The 15,618-nt window shown below is 70.6% G+C and carries 22 protein-coding genes; 20 read left to right on the top strand and 2 right to left on the bottom strand.

Going from position 1 to position 15,618, the window contains the following annotated elements:
* Positions 1-399 precede the first annotated feature (399 nt).
* A complete protein-coding gene (locus tag ACFV1J_RS23935; RefSeq protein ID WP_385861080.1) occupies positions 400-858 on the bottom strand; it encodes a helix-turn-helix domain-containing protein in 459 nt (152 codons plus the stop codon).
* 207 nt (positions 859-1,065) lie between these two features.
* Here ACFV1J_RS23935 and ACFV1J_RS23930 point away from each other — a divergent pair, with 207 nt between their 5' ends.
* The 19 genes from ACFV1J_RS23930 to ACFV1J_RS23840 all read left to right on the top strand — a co-directional run bounded on the left by ACFV1J_RS23930 (position 1,066) and on the right by ACFV1J_RS23840 (position 13,036).
* A complete protein-coding gene (locus tag ACFV1J_RS23930; protein ID WP_385861078.1) occupies positions 1,066-1,218 on the top strand; it encodes a hypothetical protein in 153 nt (50 codons plus the stop codon).
* A 14-nt stretch (positions 1,219-1,232) separates the two neighbouring features.
* Positions 1,233-1,508, top strand: a complete 276-nt coding sequence (locus tag ACFV1J_RS23925) for a hypothetical protein (RefSeq protein WP_385861076.1) — start codon at positions 1,233-1,235, stop codon at positions 1,506-1,508.
* On the top strand, positions 1,505-2,557 hold the full coding sequence (locus tag ACFV1J_RS23920) for a YqaJ viral recombinase family protein (RefSeq protein ID WP_385861074.1): 1,053 nt from the start codon (positions 1,505-1,507) through the stop codon (positions 2,555-2,557). Before ACFV1J_RS23925 ends, ACFV1J_RS23920 begins: the two co-directional genes overlap by 4 nt.
* A complete protein-coding gene (locus ACFV1J_RS23915; protein ID WP_385861072.1) occupies positions 2,554-2,805 on the top strand; it encodes a hypothetical protein in 252 nt (83 codons plus the stop codon). Before ACFV1J_RS23920 ends, ACFV1J_RS23915 begins: the two co-directional genes overlap by 4 nt.
* Entirely contained in the window at positions 2,805-3,452 is a 648-nt protein-coding gene (locus ACFV1J_RS23910) for a recombinase RecT (RefSeq protein ID WP_385861070.1), read from the top strand. Before ACFV1J_RS23915 ends, ACFV1J_RS23910 begins: the two co-directional genes overlap by 1 nt.
* 50 nt (positions 3,453-3,502) lie before the next feature.
* Positions 3,503-4,078: a DNA cytosine methyltransferase gene (locus ACFV1J_RS23905; protein ID WP_385861101.1), complete on the top strand. Its 576-nt coding sequence runs from the start codon at positions 3,503-3,505 to the stop codon at positions 4,076-4,078.
* Complete coding sequence (locus tag ACFV1J_RS23900; protein ID WP_385861068.1) at positions 4,035-4,646, top strand: hypothetical protein; 612 nt, start codon at positions 4,035-4,037, stop codon at positions 4,644-4,646. Before ACFV1J_RS23905 ends, ACFV1J_RS23900 begins: the two co-directional genes overlap by 44 nt.
* 159 nt (positions 4,647-4,805) lie before the next feature.
* Entirely contained in the window at positions 4,806-5,633 is an 828-nt protein-coding gene (locus tag ACFV1J_RS23895) for a hypothetical protein (protein WP_385861066.1), read from the top strand.
* Positions 5,630-6,436 (top strand): hypothetical protein, encoded by an 807-nt coding sequence (locus ACFV1J_RS23890; RefSeq protein ID WP_385861064.1) that lies wholly within the window; start codon positions 5,630-5,632, stop codon positions 6,434-6,436. The genes ACFV1J_RS23895 and ACFV1J_RS23890 overlap by 4 nt, the downstream gene beginning before the upstream one ends.
* Positions 6,433-6,678, top strand: coding sequence for a hypothetical protein (locus tag ACFV1J_RS23885; RefSeq protein WP_385861062.1), 246 nt, complete (start codon positions 6,433-6,435; stop codon positions 6,676-6,678). Before ACFV1J_RS23890 ends, ACFV1J_RS23885 begins: the two co-directional genes overlap by 4 nt.
* A complete protein-coding gene (locus ACFV1J_RS23880; protein WP_385861060.1) occupies positions 6,675-6,854 on the top strand; it encodes a hypothetical protein in 180 nt (59 codons plus the stop codon). The genes ACFV1J_RS23885 and ACFV1J_RS23880 overlap by 4 nt, the downstream gene beginning before the upstream one ends.
* Complete coding sequence (locus ACFV1J_RS23875) at positions 6,851-7,300, top strand: hypothetical protein (protein WP_385861058.1); 450 nt, start codon at positions 6,851-6,853, stop codon at positions 7,298-7,300. Before ACFV1J_RS23880 ends, ACFV1J_RS23875 begins: the two co-directional genes overlap by 4 nt.
* Positions 7,297-8,082 carry a hypothetical protein gene (locus ACFV1J_RS23870; protein ID WP_385861057.1) on the top strand — a complete coding sequence of 262 codons (786 nt, stop codon included), beginning with the start codon at positions 7,297-7,299 and terminating at the stop codon, positions 8,080-8,082. Before ACFV1J_RS23875 ends, ACFV1J_RS23870 begins: the two co-directional genes overlap by 4 nt.
* Before the next feature lie 100 nt (positions 8,083-8,182).
* A complete protein-coding gene (locus ACFV1J_RS23865) occupies positions 8,183-8,629 on the top strand; it encodes a hypothetical protein (protein ID WP_385861055.1) in 447 nt (148 codons plus the stop codon).
* Positions 8,630-8,924: 295 nt separating this feature from the next.
* Positions 8,925-9,176, top strand: a complete 252-nt coding sequence (locus ACFV1J_RS23860) for a hypothetical protein (protein WP_385861053.1) — start codon at positions 8,925-8,927, stop codon at positions 9,174-9,176.
* 217 nt (positions 9,177-9,393) lie between these two features.
* Positions 9,394-9,840 (top strand): helix-turn-helix domain-containing protein, encoded by a 447-nt coding sequence (locus tag ACFV1J_RS23855; RefSeq protein WP_385861051.1) that lies wholly within the window; start codon positions 9,394-9,396, stop codon positions 9,838-9,840.
* Entirely contained in the window at positions 9,840-11,072 is a 1,233-nt protein-coding gene (locus ACFV1J_RS23850; protein WP_385861049.1) for a PBSX family phage terminase large subunit, read from the top strand. Before ACFV1J_RS23855 ends, ACFV1J_RS23850 begins: the two co-directional genes overlap by 1 nt.
* A 70-nt stretch (positions 11,073-11,142) precedes the next feature.
* Positions 11,143-11,604 (top strand): HNH endonuclease signature motif containing protein, encoded by a 462-nt coding sequence (locus tag ACFV1J_RS23845; protein ID WP_385861047.1) that lies wholly within the window; start codon positions 11,143-11,145, stop codon positions 11,602-11,604.
* Positions 11,564-13,036, top strand: a complete 1,473-nt coding sequence (locus ACFV1J_RS23840; RefSeq protein ID WP_385861045.1) for a phage portal protein — start codon at positions 11,564-11,566, stop codon at positions 13,034-13,036. The genes ACFV1J_RS23845 and ACFV1J_RS23840 overlap by 41 nt, the downstream gene beginning before the upstream one ends.
* Positions 13,037-13,061: 25 nt before the next feature.
* Here ACFV1J_RS23840 and ACFV1J_RS23835 read toward each other — a convergent pair whose 3' ends face one another.
* On the bottom strand, positions 13,062-13,235 hold the full coding sequence (locus ACFV1J_RS23835) for a hypothetical protein (protein ID WP_385861043.1): 174 nt from the start codon (positions 13,233-13,235) through the stop codon (positions 13,062-13,064).
* Positions 13,236-13,352: 117 nt separating this feature from the next.
* On the opposite strand from ACFV1J_RS23835, the gene ACFV1J_RS23830 reads away from it, so the two are divergent.
* A complete protein-coding gene (locus tag ACFV1J_RS23830) occupies positions 13,353-15,614 on the top strand; it encodes a phage minor capsid protein (protein WP_385861041.1) in 2,262 nt (753 codons plus the stop codon).
* The last annotated feature ends 4 nt before the right edge of the window (positions 15,615-15,618 follow it).

Below are 15,618 nucleotides of genomic sequence, written 5' to 3'. Positions count from 1 at the left end.
CGCCCCGCCCCGCCCGCGCTGGACTCGGCCCTTTTGGCCGCATACCACCGGGGGGCCGCGGGGATCGGCCCGCCCGGCCCCCTGCTGTTGATCAATCGGCGGTTGGCCTCTCGTCGTCCAAGCCCGTATCGCCTCGTCGGGGGGCAAGGCCGTTCAGCGCGTCCTGTAGTCCTGCGGCGCCCGTGGGGGTGATGTGGCGGATCGTCAGTCCGTCTCGGGTTGCTCGAACGACTGCGATTGCTCCTGTGTCCAGTTGGGTGCGGGTTACGCGGATCAAGGTTGTGCCCCCCTGTTGGCATGGCTGACCCATGACTCGAACATATGTCCGAGTCAAAGGCCCGAGTCAGCTTACTCCGCACAACACCGCAGGTCACGCGGGTACCACCCGGAGTGATCGCACTAGTTCGACGCTTGACCACCCTCGGTAAGTTCCTGGGGCAGCTCCCCGGCGGCGTACCGCCTCAGCAATTCCTCGACCCTGGGCATGTCCTCGCGACCCATGCCGGGGGCGTGCACGACGACGACGGTCGTCTCGTCGGTACTTGCGCCGAACGGGTCGTCGGCGACGAGGCCGCAGTACTGTCGCGAGGCGGCGATGCGCACCTCGCGCTCGGGGCGACCGAGGGCTGCGGCGACGGCGCCGATGACCCCCGGATCAACCATGATCGGCTTGTCGTGGGCTATCCGGTGCAGAGTCGTGTGCCCCACCACGGCGCCCGTCTCGGGGTCGATGGCACGCTCCGCGAGCCTGCGGTACGAGAGCCCCTGCTCTTTCATGCACTGCCGAAGCAGGTCCCCGAACGGGGTGCCCTTGGGGAACGGGGTGTCCTCGGGGCGGGGGGTGCCGGCGTCCGACACGCTCTCATCTCCGTTCTTGTTGCAAAACTCGAACAGTCTCATCTAACCAGCGATCATCGCGATTCGTACACCTGGAACTGCGTTGACGTGCCGTTTCCCCCCACCTACGGTTACGGGTGTTCGAGATGTGCAACAGCCGGACGGGCGCTTTCATGTGCTTTACACCCTTGGCTGTTCGAATTGTGGAACGCATCGGAAGGGGGAGCCGTGACCACAGCGCACACACCACCGACGACGCCGGCGAGCCCCGAGGACTGGCCGGAGCCGACCGACGAGCAAATCGCGTTGATCCGCCGAATAGTCGCCCCTCTGGTTCATCAGGCACGCGCCGAGCGCGCCGAGCAGCAGTCCGCAGCGTGAGGAGAGAGCAGAGCGTGAGTCACGTCGAGTTCGTCGGTCCGCCGCCGAAGCAGCGCAACACCAAGCACGCGCGGATCGCCCGCGAGCTGCGGGCGCACCCGAAAATGTGGGGCGTCGTGCGGAAGCCCGACACGCTGCCGCGCGCTGCCTCCGCTGCTCAGGCGATCCGCGACGCGCGGCTGCCGGCCTATGCCCCGGCGGGATCGTTCGAGGCGGTCGCCCGCACGGTCACCGCGGGCGGGCGCACCGAACACCGTGTCTACGCCCGGTACGTCGGGGGCGAGCAGTGACGAACGCACCCGCGGCGACCGTGACGCCGACCGGCGTCATCGTCGCCCCGCCCGGTCTCGACCGCGAGCGGTGGCTTGCCGCGCGGCGTACGGGCATCGGCGGCTCGGACATCGCCGCCGTCCTCGGGATGAGCAAGTACACCTCGCCGCTAGAGCTGTACCTCGACAAGACGGGCGAGCTCGGCGACGTGCCACGCTCCCCCGAGTTGGAAGAGGCGGCGTTCTGGGGGCACCAGCACGAGCCGACCATCGCCTGGGTGTTCGCCGAGCGAACCGGCCTCGGCGTCGTCGAGGGCCCGGGGATGCTCGCCCACGTCGAGCGCCGTTGGATGCTGGCGAACGTCGACCGCTACGTGATCGAGCCGGGCGAGCGGACGCCGTCGAGCCTGCTGGAGATCAAGACGCGTTCCGCGTTCCAGCTCGACGAGTGGCTGCTCGGCGTGCCGGACGGGCCGGCACTGCAAACGCACTGGTACCTCGCCGTCACCGGCTACTCGTACGCGCACGTCGCCGCGCTGCTCGGCGGGAACCGTCTGGTCATTCACCGGGTGGAGCGCGACGAGCAGCTCGTCGAGCACCTCGTCGCCCTGGTCGGCGAGTTCTGGCAGCGCGTGCTCAACCGCACGCCGCCGCCCGTGGACGGTTCCGAGGCGACCGAGGAACTGCTCGGCCACCTCTACAAGGTCAAGGCCGACGCCGTGACCGTCGCCGATCCGGCCGAGGTGCTGCCGCTGCTTGAACGCCGCCGCGAGCTCAAGGCGCGCGAACAACGCACGGCCGAGGAGCTGCGCGAGCTCGACGACCGCCTGAAAGCCGTTGCCGGCGAGGCCGAGATCGTCAAGGTTCAAGGCCGTACCGCGTATACGTGGAAGCAGAACGGGCCGCTCTCGACGAAACGGTTCGCCGCAGCTCACCCCAAGCTCGCCGCCCAGTACACGCACAGCGTCGACGCGCTCGATACGAAGCGCCTCGCCGCCGAGCACCCCGACGAGTTCCGGGCGCACCGCGCCCGACGCCTCGTCGTCCCGAAGGAGAGCACCGCAGCGTGAGCACCAACCTTGCCGAGCGCGTCGCCGCCCGCCGCAGCCACCCGCCCGCCCGCCAGACCACCCGCGGCGCCGTCGCCCAGCAGCCCAATCTCGTGCAGTTCGTGCAGTCGATGCGCGGCGAAATCGCCCGCGCGCTGCCCGCGCACGTCGCCAACCCCGAGCGCATCGCCCGTATCGCGCTTACCGAGCTGCGCAGAGTCGAGCACACCTCGCCGAGTGCACGCAAGAGTCGTTCGGTGGCGCGCTAATGACTTGCGCGCAGCTCGGCCTCGAACCGGGCGGCGCTCTCGGCGAGGCGTACCTGCTGCCGTTCTGGAACAAGCGTGTCCGTGCCTACGAGGTGCAGCTCGTCATCGGCTATCAGGGCATGATCCGCCTGTTCTGGCAGCACCCTGCCGCCGCCGGGCTCGCCGCCCACGCGGTGTACGAGAACGACGAGTTCGAGTACGAGTACGGCCTCGATCCGGTCCTGCGACACAAGCCGGCCCGGTCCGATCGCGGGCGCCCGACGGACTATTACGCCGTCGCGAAGATGGCGAACGGCGGCTCGGCGTTCGTGGTGATGAGCGTCGAGGACGTCGAGGCGATCCGGCAGCGCAGCAAGTCGCGCGACTCGGGTCCGTGGTCGACGGACTACGACGCGATGGCCCGCAAGACCGTGATCCGGCAACTCTTCAAGCTGCTCCCCAAGTCGCCCGAGCTCGCCCGCGCGGTGGCGCACGACGAGGGTGTGCGGCGCGACATGTCGCCCGAGGGACTCGACACACCGCCGGACTACATCGAGGGCGAGGTCGTCGAGCAGGCACCCGACGGCGAGCAGCAGGCCGCGGTCGAAGACGTGCCGGCGGAGTTCGCCGGATGGCCCGAGGCCGCCGAGCCGAACGGGGGCGCATGACGGCAGGCCCCCGTATCGGTTCTCTGTGCTCCGGTTACGGCGGGCTCGATATGGGCGTGCGGGAAGTGCTCGGGGGCTCTGTCGTATGGCACTGCGAGATCGACCCGAACGCCGCCGCCATCCTCGCCCACCACTGGCCCGACGTGACCAACCTCGGCGACCTGTCCGCCGTCGACTTCGACCAGGTCGAGCCCGTCGACGTCCTGACCGCCGGATTCCCCTGTCAAGACGTCAGTCTCGCCGGCCGCCGCGCCGGCATCGCCGAGGGCACCCGTTCGGGCCTGTGGCTGCACGTCGCCCGAGCAATCCAAGCCCTACGCCCCCGATTGGTGGTGATCGAAAATGTCCGCGGCCTCCTCTCGGCGACGGCGCATAGCAGCGTGGAACCCTGCCCGTGGTGTGTGGGAGACGGAAGCGCTGAACCTCCTCTGCGAGCACTCGGCGCCGTACTCGGCGACCTGGCCCGCCTCGGGTACGACGCGGAATGGTGTTGCGTACGCGCGTCGGAGATCGGCACTGCCCACCGCCGCGAGCGGGTGTTCATCGCGGCGCGTCCTACTGCCGACGCCGACGGCGACGTTCGTGCAGGACGCGATCGACCCCGAGGTATGGCGAGCGCGGCGTGACCGTATGAAGGCCCGCCACCCCGGCATGGGTGACATGGGAATGCCCCTCGGTCTGGCCGTCCGCCTGCTGCCGACGCCGCGCACCTCGGACACCAACGGCGCTGGCTCCCACGGCGACGGCGGCCCGGATCTCCGAACCGCGGTTTCACTGCTGCCGACGCCTCGCGCGAGCGACACGGGTACTCCGGGTCGACGATCGAGCGACGGGTTCCGTCCTCCCCTGTCACAGGTCGTTCTGCCTCTTGCGACATACAGGGATGAAACCGCCTCCTCGGAGGCTCCCGAGCCCACCGACGATCGAACCGCTTGGGGCCCCTACGCCGCAGCGGTCGAGCGCTGGGAGACCCTCACGCGCGAGGCACCACCGCCCATCGATGAGCAGGGGCGCTTGAGTCCCGCGTTCGTCGAGTGGCTCATGGGATTGCCCGAGCACCACGTGACCGGCGTTGATGGCTTGTCACGAGGGGCGCAGCTCAAGGCGCTGGGGAACGGTGTCGTGCCACAACAGGCCGCCGCAGCACTGCGGTTGCTTCTCGACCGGTTCGACGACGTGCGGCAGACCGTGTGATCTGCGGCCACTGGGACGGCGCCGCCCGCCGCCACTGCCGGGCCGTCGACGGCGTCCGCCGCTACCTCACCGGCTACCGGTGCCCCGCCCACACCCCCGCCGCCCTCGCCGGGCGGCCCGAACCCCCCGGATCACCAACCCCGATTAGGAGACGGACCGTTGAGCCTCGACGCCATGGATTGGGTGTGGACTCAGTCCGCAGCCAAGGGCACCGCCCGCATGGTGTTGCTCGCCATCGCCGACAAGTGCCCCGATGACACCTGCACCGCCTACGCCGGTACGACCATGCTCGTGCGGCGCACCAACGCCGCCCGCTCGTCCGTCGTGGCCGCGGTCGACAAGCTGCTCGCCGGCGACGAGCTGCGCGTCCTCGAGGGCGCCAAGGGGCCCCGCGGGGAGACCGTCTATCACCTGCCGCGCGCCGTCGGACACGTCCGCAGCGCGCCCGACGAGACCCGTTTCGGGGGTCCGGAATCCGGACCGGTACAGAATCCGGACCGATCCGAGAACCGGACCCCGGGGGGTACGGAAACCGGACCAGCGGGGTACGGAAACCGGACCCCCACCGGTCCGGAATCCGGACCCCAGAACGCAAGAGAACGCAAGCACCAAGCAGAACAGCGGCAGCCGCGCGCGACCCGGTCCCCGCTGATACCCGAACTGCACCCGCTCGGCGACGCACTCGCTGCCGCCGGTATCCCGGTCCGCTGGTCGCTCGGCCTCGGCGAGCAGCGCGACGTGTGGCGCCTCGTCCAGGCGCACGGCGTCGAGGCCCTCGTCGAGCGCGCCACCGCCCGCACCGCACCCGGCACCGAGGCGAAGCCGGCCCGCTACTGGCTCAAGGTCTGGGGCGACCTCGACCGCGCCCCGGCCGCCCGCCCCGGCCCGAACGTCGTCCCGCTCCGATCGGCGAACCCCGCCGCCTACACCGACAACCTCGCCGCCGGCCTCGCCCTGCTACAAGCCCAGAAGGAGGGCACCCCGTGATCGACAACCACATCGCCGCCCTGTTGGCGTACGCCGGCCGCCTCGACTCCCGCGTGCGCCGAACCCTCGCCGACCCGCAGCAGTCCGCCCGCACCATCGCCGACTGGACGGCCGCCCTCGCCGACGTACCCGCGACGCTGTCCGACACCGGTTGGGACGCCTCGCAGGCCGTGCGCCGCTACTACGAGCAGCGCGGCGCCGACCGGTCCGCGCAGTACCGCCCCGTCGAGCCGCACGACGTACTCGCCGCATGGGCGCCGCACCGCGCCGAGCTCATGAACCGGCACACCGACCCCGTACCGTCCGCCGACCCCGACGACCCGGCAGCGTGGCGCGAGGAACTGCTCGGCACCCGCGCCGCGGTCGCGACCGGACACACCCCGCCCGCCCAGTACCGGGCCGAGATCAACCCCGCCGGGCAGAAACGTCTCGCCGCCCTTGTCGCGGGTGTCGGCACCGGGCCCCGCCGATACATGCCCGAGCACGTCGCACGCGAGCTCGCCCCCTTCCGGCCGGCACAGACACAGCGCGAGGCCCTCGTCGCCGAGGGACTGCCCGACCCGCTCGGCGCCAAGTGCCCGCACTGCCGCGCCGAGATCGGCAAGCGCTGCCGCAGCGGCTACCGCCGACACCGGGAGATCAGCGGCGTACATCCCTCCCGCATCGAGGCCGTAGTCGCCCAACTCGGCACGCAGGACGAGCGCGACGAGGCCGAGCAGGTCCGCCTCGCCCGCCTCATGTGCCAGCCACCCGCCCCGCGCGAGAGCCGCGCCCGCCACACCACCGGAGGACAGCACCGATGACCCCCGCAGCCGCGCGCGCCTTCATCGCCGCCCACCTGACCGACGAGCTCGACGTGCACCCCCACCTCGCCGCGCTCACCGCACAGAGCCTGTCCGACCGCCTCGCCGCGGACGGATGGGAGATCACCACCACCCGGCACGCGCGACCGGTCGCGCCTCGCGCGCGGGAGACCTCGCGCGCTCGGCGCCTCGTCGCTCGCCTCACCGGCCGTGCCCGTACGAAGGGAGATCCGGCCCCATGACGGCCGACACAGTCGCCGCGCTCGTCGTGCTGCTCGTCGTCGCCTCGGGTCTGCCGCTCGGCCGCCTCGCCTGCCGACGCGACCCTGGGCCCCTGAGACGGCGTCCGGCCGACACCCGCGGCGCCTGCCCGCCTGACTGCACCACCTGCACCGCACTGAACGAGGGGGACCAATGAACACCCGCACCCGTACCCGTAGCGACTCCCGTCGAGGACGTCGAGAGCTGCGCGACGCCGAGCGCGCCGCCCGCCGCGAGGGGCTGCGCCTGCTGCTCGCCCGCGCCGACCGCGGAGTGCTCACCCCCGAGGACTCCGCCGCGCTGCGGGGCTACGTCGAGGCCGAGGTCGCCGAGTGCGAGACGTTCCGGCGCAGCGCCAGCGGACAGCAGGTCGCCGCGATGCGTCTGCACCGCACCCTCGCCGCCGCCAACGAGTGCCTCGTTGAGACCGAGTCCGACCGCGACCGGTACGCCGCGCGCCTCGCCCGCGTCGAGCAGCTCGCCGACAAGCTCGCCGCCATCGTGGGCGACGGCGAGCAGCAGCTCGTCGAGGACATCCGGCGCGCGTGCACGGGCGAGGACGAGATCGAGGTCGAGCAGGACAACGAGGAGAGCAGCCGATGAACCGAGCAGTCACCGCTCGCGAGACGGTCGCGGCCCTGCGCACGATCCGTGAGCAGTGGGCCGAGCTGTTGCTCGCCGTCGAGACACCGCCCGCCGATGTGTGGCCCCCACGGCAGCTCGCGCACACGCTGCGCGCCGTCGACGACGAGCAGCTCGACGTCGTCGACCGCGCCCCGCTCGTGCTGCGCGAGCACCCGGCGCCGGCCAACCTCGACGCCCTCGACACCGGCCTCGCCGTCGAGCGGATGATCTTCGGGCTCGCCGACACCCTCGCCGCCGCCGTCCAGCACAGCGAGCAGGGGGCGCAGCGCGACCCGCGGCGCTGGGCGTTCGCCGACCCGGGCGCGGCCGACATCCGGCACGCGCACGGCAGCAGGGCGCACGGTCTGCACTTCGCGTGCGTGTGGGTCGAGGGACGCGTGCTTGACGAGGACACCACCCCCGAGAAGCAGCTCGACGGCACCCTCGCCGTGCCCCCGTTCGCTCCCCTGCCCGAGCACCTGCTGCACGAGGCACGGCGCACTGTGCGGATCGCCGAGGGGCGCCTGCTGCGGACGCTCGGACTCGACGCGCGCAGCACCCCGGTACCGGACCGGGCGTGCCCGTGGTGCGCCGGCGACCTCGCACTGCACACCGCCCCGGACACCGCCCCGAGTGTGACTTGTTCGACCGGCCCGCAGTGCCCCGCGCCCGTACCGGTCGACGAGCAGGGACGGCGCGTGTGGGGGTGGGGTGACCTCGTTGCCCTGGTCAGCATGCTCAGGGCTGCCGAGGGGCAGTGATAACGGACCTACCTGCACCGGCCGAGGACTGGGCCACCGTGCTCGACCGAACGAGTGAGCCAGAAATGCGGCTTTTACACACGCTTCCTACATTGGTCGAGTGAGCGAATCGCCCGGATCAACCCAAGACACGCCGAGGACTCGCCCCAAGATGCGATGGTGGCGGCGCACCCGGTCACGGGTTGCGACGTACTTCTACTCGCTGTGGCTAAGCCCTTTCCGTCGGCTCCTCCTTGTTCTAGGCGTCGCGCTATTGATCGCTTTTGCCTTCCTGTTCGTCTTCGTCGTCGTTCTCTCCGGCTTCCAGACGGCGTACGAACTGACACTCGGGCTGTCGAGCGCTTTTTCCATGGAGCAGCACGGGAGCCTGGCGAGATCCCTGGGAGGCGTCCTCGGCGTCTTCGGGTGGATCGCCCTGCCGACGATGATCGGCATCTTCGCCGGAGGCATCTTCGGCCGCCGATTGGAGGCAATGAAGGAAATGAGCCCCGAGGAGATCAGGCGACAACTCTTCGGAGACGATCACCCGCCCAGCAGCAACCCCTAGGTCGGAGGTCAGAGGTGATCCGCGATCTGTGGACGCTGGAGGACAGCGGGGACGAGCCGGAAGCACATTTCGCGAAGCAGTTTCTCGCGATTCACACCGACGAACACTTGGCCAACAAGGACTGGCTGCGTACGGTGATGCTCTGTAGCAGGGGCACCATGTGCCCCGACGGCCCGGCCCACACTCGGTGCTGCGAGTCCCACGCCATCGGGATGCTGTTCCCTGTTGGGATGGAACACGTCACGTGTCCCTGGTGCACAAAGCGGGCACAGGGAAGCTAGAGGAGGTGACACCCGTGAGCGACATTCCCCGAGACATGCAGCCGGACGACGAGTTCGACCTGCCGGAAGGGCTTACCGACGTCGAGACGTGCCGATACCTGCTTGAGATGGCTTTCCCCGACGCCGACCCACAGGCCATCGAGGAGGGCATTGGGGTGCTCACCTCCACAACCCTTGGCGAGCTGCGCCAGGGCAAGCGCCTGACCATGGATGTCATCTACGAGGCAGCTGGCAAGCTGGAAACGGTCTTCCCTGTCAAAAAGTGACAAACCGCGCTCTGTTGACCCATGATGGGCGGCCGCCTTTGGCCTCGCCGGGCAGAGCGCGACGATGGCGCCGATTGGACTTGCATCGTTATCGTTCCGTGACCTAATGTAGGTGGCGCCTCCGGCGTGCCCGGAATCTCTGGCCCCTCACTCGTACGCCCCGCCGCACTCCCCCCTGCGGCGGGGCGTTCGCATGTCCCCGTCGGGAGGTGGGCGCATGGCCGAGCCGATCACCGACCGCGACCGCGAGGCCGTGCGCCGACTGCACGCCGAGGGCAAGTCCCGTAACGCCATCGCCCGCGAGATCGGGCGCGGCGCCGCCACTGTCTCAAAGATCGCGAACGCGCTTGGCCTCACCTTCGCCGGCGGCGCCCGCGTCGCAGCGGCCACCGAGGCGCACCGGGCCGACGCCGCCGCGCGGCGCGAGCAGCTCGCAGACGAGGCCCTCGATGGTGCCCTCGGGCAGGTCGCCAAGACCACCGCGGCCGAGTCCGCCCGCGATGCCCGCGACCACGCCACCGCCGCCCGTGCCCTTACCGAGGTGCATGCCCGCGTCGCTGAGCTCGCACGCCACTCCGGCACAGGGAGCAGCGGCGCCTCGATGCTCGACCGCCTCGCCGACGCCCTGCTCGGGAGTACGGGAGGTGACCGTGAGGGGGTGTGATGACCGGCCCCCTGCCGCTCTCCGACAAGCAGCTCGACTCGATCCGCCGCGCCACCCGCCGTATCAACATCTGGCATGGCAGCGTCCGGTCCGGAAAGACGATCGCGAGCCTTGTGCGCTTCCTGCTCGCGCTGCGCCGCGCTCCCGCCTCGGGGCTCGTCGTCATCGTCGGGCGCAGCTTGCAGACGATCGAGCGCAACTGCCTCGACGTCCTCGCCGACCCCCTGTTGTTTGGCGACGTCGCCGCCGAGGTGCACCACACCCGGGGTGCCACAACCGCCGTGATCACGGGGCGGGTTGTGCACCTCGTCGGCGCCTCGGACGCGCGCGCCGAGGGACGGCTGCGCGGCATGACCGCCTCGCTCGCCTACTGCGACGAGGTAACGCTGCTTCCCGAAGCGTTCTTTAGGCAGTTGCTCGCCCGTCTCTCCGTTCCGGGCGCGATGCTGATCGGGACCACCAACCCCGACAGCCCTAAGCACTGGCTGCGGACCGAGTACCTCGATCGCGCGCACGAGCTCGACCTCGTCGACTTTCACTTTCAGCTCGCCGACAACCCGAGTCTTTCCGAGGCGTATGTCGCCTCGCTCGCCGCCGAGTTCACCGGCCTTTGGCGCCGTCGCATGATCCTGGGCGAGTGGGTCGTCGCCGAGGGCGCGATCTACGACGCGTACGACGAGCAGCGGCACGTCGTCGACGAGTTGCCAGCGATGCGCCGGTACTGGCTCGGCATCGACTACGGCACGAGCAATCCGTTCTCGGCGATCCTGCTCGGCCTCGGCGTCGACGACCGGCTGTACGCGGTGAGCGAGTGGCGCCACGACGCCCGCGCCGCGCACCGGCAGATGACCGACGCCGCGTACTCCCGTGCCGTGCGTAACTGGCTCGACGAGCTCGACGTCGTCCCCGAGTGGACGTTCGTCGACCCGTCGGCCGCCTCCTTCCTTGTCCAGTTGTGGAGCGACGGACACCCGGGCGTGACTCGGGCCAGTAACGACGTCCTCGACGGCATCCGTTCCGTGTCCGTCGCCCTCGACTCCGGGCTGCTGCGCATCCATCGCTCGTGCGAGGGGCTGCTCTTGGAGTTGCCCGCGTACGTGTGGGACGAGACGGCGGCGGCCCGCGGCGAGGACAAGCCCGTGAAGAAGGACGACCACAGCGTCGACGCCGTCCGCTACGTGATCCATTCCACCGCGCACGAGTGGCGAGGGCTGCTCGCCACCGCCGCGTAAACGATCCACCTCTGCCCCGGCCGCGCCCCGCCGGGGTCCTGGGGATCTGCCATGTCCGAGGGGGCGCACCATGCGTGATTGGACCGACCGGTTCCTCGACAAAATCCGCGACGCCGAGGGCGGCTGCTGGGAGTGGACGGGCCACGTCAAGCCCAACGGCTACGGGCAGGTTCGGATCAACCGGCGTCCGCTGCATGCGCACCGCGTCGCGTACGAGGCGCTGCGCGGCCCGATCCCCGACGGGCTCGTGATTGACCACCTGTGTCGCAACCGGCGCTGTGTGAATCCCGATCACCTCGAACCGGTCACGCATCGGACCAACATCCTGCGCGGCGCCGGGCCGGCCGCCCGCAACGCACGGCGCACGCACTGCGTACGGGGTCACTGGTTCGACGCCGCGAACACCTACGTCGCCCCGAGCGGCGCCCGCAACTGCCGGACGTGCCGTGCCGACCGCAAGCGGACCCGACGCGACAGACAGGGGGTGACGAATGCCCCTGCCTGCCAACGGCGCCCCGTGGCCGCCGCCTGAACTGGCCAAGCTGTACGCCGAGATACGGGTCGATGATGCGTGGTACAGCGGCGATCACGACAAGCTCGCCGCGGTCTACCGCGACAACCCCCTGCGCAAGGACGGACGGCGGCGCCTGTGGGCGCGCGACGGCAACGTGCACCCGGGCAAGCGCCACACCCGACTGCACATCCCGCTCGCCGGCGACATCGCCACCGCGAGCGCGGACCTACTCTTTGCGGAACCCCCGACGTTCACCGTCGCCGACACCGCCGCGCAGGACCGACTCGACGAGATCACCGAGGCCGACGGCATCGCGAACACCCTGATCGAGGCCGCCGAGGTCGCGTCCGCCCTCGGCGGCGTCTACCTGCGGGTTACCTGGGATCGCGCGCTCGCCGACCGGCCGCTGCTCACCGTCGTGCACGCCGACGCCGCCGTGCCCGAATGGCGCTGGGGCCACCTCGTCGCGGTGACGTTCTGGCACGAGCTTGCCTCGGACTCCGCCACCGTGTGGCGCCACCTCGAACGGCACTCCCCGGGCCGCATCGAGCACGCCCTCTACCAGGGCAGCCCCGACCGGCTCGGCGTGCGCGTCCCGCTCACCGAGCACCCCGAGGTCGCCGCCCTCGCCGACTCACTCGGCCCCGAGGGCGACTCGATCGAGACCGGTATCGACCTGCTGACCGCGGCGTACATCCCCAATATCCGGCCGAGCAGGCGCCACCGCGGCAGCCCGTTCGGACGCTCGGACTACGCCGCGCCGCTGTACGACCTGCTCGACGCGTTGGATACGACGTGGTCGAGCTGGATTCGCGACCTGCGGCTCGCCCGCGCGCGACTGCTCGTGCCCGACGGCTACCTGCGGGATCACGGACCGGGCCGCGGCGCCTCGTTCGACGACGACCGGGAGATCTGGCAGCTTCTGAACATCCCCCCGACCGAGGGGGGCGGAATCACGCTGTCGCAGTTCGACATCAGGGTCGCCGAGCACGCGCAGACGGCCGAGGCGATCACCCGGCAAGCGGTGCGCAGCGCCGGCTACTCGGCGCAGACGTTCGGGCTCGGCGATCAGGTCGCCGTCACCGCGACCGAGGTCAAGGCTCGCGAGCGGCGCAGCATGACCACGCGCGACAAGAAGGTGCGCTATTGGGCACCCGCGGTCGCCGACATGCTGCACGCCCTGCTCATGCTCGACCGGGCCATGTTCACACCGGGCCTTGTCGTCGAGCGGCCCCAGGTCGAGTTCGCCCCTGCGGTGAGCGAGGACCCCGCCAGCACGGCGCAGGTCCTCGCCCTGCTGTCTCAGGCCGAGGCTGTCAGCGCCGAGACCAAGGTGCGCGCGCTGCACCCCGATTGGGATGAGACCGCAGTGCGCGAGGAGGCCGACCGCATCCTTGCCGAGTCCGGCCGCACTGCGCCCGACCCCATACAGACCGGCGCATGGGACTAACTACACCTGCCGTCGTTCGTCCGCCTCAGCGCCTCAGCGCATCACAGATCAGGGCCACGGTCACCACAACGGCCATTGCCAAGACCCTAACCGTGTCCTCAACCCATCCCGAAGCAAGCAATGTCACGAAGCCAAAAGCGAGAACTTTAGCCGCACCAATCTTTGCCACAGAGATTGTGAAGTTTTTTCGCTCGTCCATTTCTAACTTTCCCCTTCACAAGTTCATGTGATTTACATCACATAACATATACCCCTAGGGGGTATGTGACCAGCACAGTCACCCGATCGGGTGAACGCGGTTCTGAGGGGGTGGCTGTTGACAATCCACCCCGGCATGGCCGAGGACCTCTCGGCAGGTGTGCGCGATCTCTACGCCGACGCCGAGCTGCGGCTGCTGGAGATCATGGCGCGGCAGCTCGCCGACGGGTTCGACGCCCCGGGGTGGGCCGCGGCCAAGCTCGCCGCAGTGCAGCCATTTCGACGCGCGGCGCAGGCTGTCGTCGACGTGCTCGCGAGCGCTGTGCAGCTCGAAGTGTTCGACGCGGTCGCCGAGGCGTACGACGTCGGGGCACGCGCGGGGCTCGCCGAGCTCGGCGCCCTGTCCGACGCCGACGCCCGCCGCGCCGCCGAGGTCACCCCGAACACGAGGGCGGTCGACCAGCTCGCCGCCGAGACCGTGCAGCTCGTCACCGCGACGCACCGCGGGATTCTGCGGGCGGTCGAGGACATCTACCGGAAGGTGGTCGCCGCCGTCTCCGGTACGCCACTGCTCGGCATAGACACCCGTCGGCAGGCGACGCAGCGCGCGGTACAGCAGTTCACCGATCGCGGGATCGGCTCGTTCACCGACAAGGCCGGCCGCACGTGGTCGATGACCACCTATGCGGAGATGGCCGTACGCACGAGCACCGGCCGCGCCGCCGTCGAGGCGCACGCCGACCGGCTGCGCGCCGCCGACCTCGAGCTCGTCGTCGTCTCCGACGCCCCGCACGAGTGCCCGCTCTGCGCCCCGTGGGAAGGAAAGGTTCTCGCGCTCAACGGGCCCGGCGACGCCCGCACGATCGAGGCCGAGCACGCGATCGACGACGGCCGCACGGTCCGCGTACGTGTCGCCGGATCGCTCGACGAGGCGCGACGGCAGGGGTTGCAGCATCCCAACTGCCGGCACAGCGTCTCGGCGTTCCTGCCCGGGGTGACGGTGCTCCCCGTCGAGCAGGCGCAGGACCCCAACGGTTACGAGGCATCCCAGCGGCAGCGGGCGATCGAGCGTGCCATCCGGAAATGGAAGGTGCGCGCCGCCGCCGCGGTCGACCCCGCGGCCAAGCGGCAGGCCGAGGCGCGCGTGCGCGGGTGGCAGCAGAAGATGCGCGAGCACCTCGCCGCGCACCCCGAGCTGCGCCGCAAGCGTGAGCGCGAGGCCATCGGCGCCGGGAACCTCCCCACGGGTCGGCCCACACCACCCGCCGAGGCGATCGAGGCCGCACGGCTGCGCGCGGGCGACGAGCGTACCCCGGGCGAGATGAGCGACGAGCAGTTCGCCGCCGCGTTCCGGTCCGGTGTCCTCGACCAGGGCGAACGCGACCGGGCCGCGGCCGAGCTCGACCGGCGCGACGAGCAGGCACTGCTCGACCGTATCCGCCCCGGCGGAGTCCTCGCCGACGACCTGACCGTGTTTTCTGACCGCGAGCTCGCCCGCGTCCTCGATCACCTCGACGACGAGCAGGTGCTGCGTGTCATGGCGGAGATGGACCGGCGCGACGTCGCCGCCACGCTGCCCGAGGTCCGCCCCGACCTTGTCGGGCTGTCCGACGAGCAGCTCGCCCACCGCGCCCGGATCGCCACCGACGCCGCCGAGTTCGCCGCGCTCGCCGCCGAGGCCGACCGTCGGCAACTACTCTCCGCCGTTTTCCCTGGCGGACACCTCGCCGCCGACCTCTCCGGGTTCGGCGACGAGGTGCTCGCGTGGGCGGTTCGCTACGCCCGCCCCGACGAGGCCGCCCGGATCGCCGCCGAGTTCGACCGCCGGTACCCCACCGCGCCGCCCGCCATGGCCGCGGGCGCGACCGTCGACGACTACCTCGCCAACCGGTCCGCCCTCGACGAGGCCTTGCGGCCCGTATCGCTCGATCACCCGCAGCCCGCGAACCCTGACGAATGGGGCGCCTACGGCTCCGACATCACCGTCGGCCCGGACGGCACCGAGCACATGTCCGCCGCGGAACGCTGGGCCTACGAGCGCGAGCTCGCCGACCGCGAGGCACAGATCGCGTACACCCGAGAGGAGAAACGCGAGATGTACCGCGAACACGTCCATCTGCAAGTGCTCGCCGCCGAGGACTACACCCGCGGCAACATGCTCAACCGAAAGGCCGAGGCCGCCGGCGTCGACCCCTACAGCCTGTTTTCCGGCCCCGCGCATGTGGCGTACGCCCGCGCGTCCGAGGACTTGATCAGGTTCTGGGAAGAGGTGAGCCCCCGAGTCACGCTCGCCGAGTTCACCGAGCAGGTAACCGGCATCCGCGGCGATGCCGGGGAGACCGCCCGCCACGCGCGCGAAGACCAGCGCCGCAAGTTCTGACGGG

It is taken from the genome of Streptomyces sp. NPDC059649 (assembly GCF_042734445.1).
Taxonomy (GTDB): Bacteria; Actinomycetota; Actinomycetes; order Streptomycetales; family Streptomycetaceae; genus Streptomyces.
Note: the sequence above shows the minus strand (reverse complement) of the source record. Positions and strands in the feature narration are given on the sequence as shown.

Excerpts from the sequence above, each read along its gene's own strand:
- ACFV1J_RS23870 (WP_385861057.1), top strand. The coding sequence starts at position 7,297 with ATGAACCGAGCAGTCACCGCTCGCGAGACGGTCGCGGCCCTGCGCACG.
- ACFV1J_RS23885 (WP_385861062.1), top strand. The coding sequence starts at position 6,433 with ATGACCCCCGCAGCCGCGCGCGCCTTCATCGCCGCCCACCTGACCGAC.
- ACFV1J_RS23875 (WP_385861058.1), top strand. The coding sequence starts at position 6,851 with ATGAACACCCGCACCCGTACCCGTAGCGACTCCCGTCGAGGACGTCGA.
- ACFV1J_RS23910 (WP_385861070.1), top strand. The coding sequence starts at position 2,805 with ATGACTTGCGCGCAGCTCGGCCTCGAACCGGGCGGCGCTCTCGGCGAG.
- ACFV1J_RS23855 (WP_385861051.1), top strand. The coding sequence starts at position 9,394 with ATGGCCGAGCCGATCACCGACCGCGACCGCGAGGCCGTGCGCCGACTG.
- ACFV1J_RS23905 (WP_385861101.1), top strand. The coding sequence starts at position 3,503 with ATGGGCGTGCGGGAAGTGCTCGGGGGCTCTGTCGTATGGCACTGCGAG.
- ACFV1J_RS23835 (WP_385861043.1), bottom strand. The coding sequence starts at position 13,235 with ATGGACGAGCGAAAAAACTTCACAATCTCTGTGGCAAAGATTGGTGCG.
- ACFV1J_RS23850 (WP_385861049.1), top strand. The coding sequence starts at position 9,840 with ATGACCGGCCCCCTGCCGCTCTCCGACAAGCAGCTCGACTCGATCCGC.
- ACFV1J_RS23845 (WP_385861047.1), top strand. The coding sequence starts at position 11,143 with ATGCGTGATTGGACCGACCGGTTCCTCGACAAAATCCGCGACGCCGAG.
- ACFV1J_RS23840 (WP_385861045.1), top strand. The coding sequence starts at position 11,564 with ATGCCCCTGCCTGCCAACGGCGCCCCGTGGCCGCCGCCTGAACTGGCC.
- ACFV1J_RS23880 (WP_385861060.1), top strand. The coding sequence starts at position 6,675 with ATGACGGCCGACACAGTCGCCGCGCTCGTCGTGCTGCTCGTCGTCGCC.